The 386-nt window shown below is 63.2% G+C and carries 1 protein-coding gene; it reads left to right on the top strand.

Annotation, left to right across the window (positions count from 1 at the left end):
• Nucleotides 1–386, top strand: a 386-nt coding sequence (locus tag ASU23_RS12205; protein ID WP_172827050.1) for a homocysteine S-methyltransferase family protein, incomplete at both ends; no start/stop codon positions are given.

Here is a 386-nt window from a genome sequence, read left to right as displayed (position 1 = left end):
AACTCTGCCCTGCTTGATGCGCTGAAACAGCGCGTTGTCATCGGCGACGGAGCGATGGGCACCATGTTGCAGGCCGCGGACCTCACCCTGGACGACTTCCTCGGCCTCGAGGGGTGCAATGAGATCCTCAACGACACCCGTCCCGACGTGCTCAAAGACATCCACCGTGCGTACTTCGCCGCTGGTGCCGATGCCGTCGAGACCAACACCTTCGGTTGCAACCTGCCCAACCTCGCCGACTACGACATCTCTCACCGGATCCGCGAACTCGCGGAAAAAGGCACTGCTCTCGCCCGTGAAGTAGCGGACGAGATGGGACCAGGCCGCGACGGCATGGCCCGATTCGTACTCGGCTCGATGGGACCGGGAACCAAGCTCCCCAGCCT

The organism is Rhodococcus sp. KB6, assembly GCF_001445685.1.
GTDB classification, from domain to species: domain Bacteria; phylum Actinomycetota; class Actinomycetes; order Mycobacteriales; family Mycobacteriaceae; genus Rhodococcus_F; species Rhodococcus_F qingshengii.
This window is presented reverse-complemented; position numbering and strand designations above follow the sequence as displayed.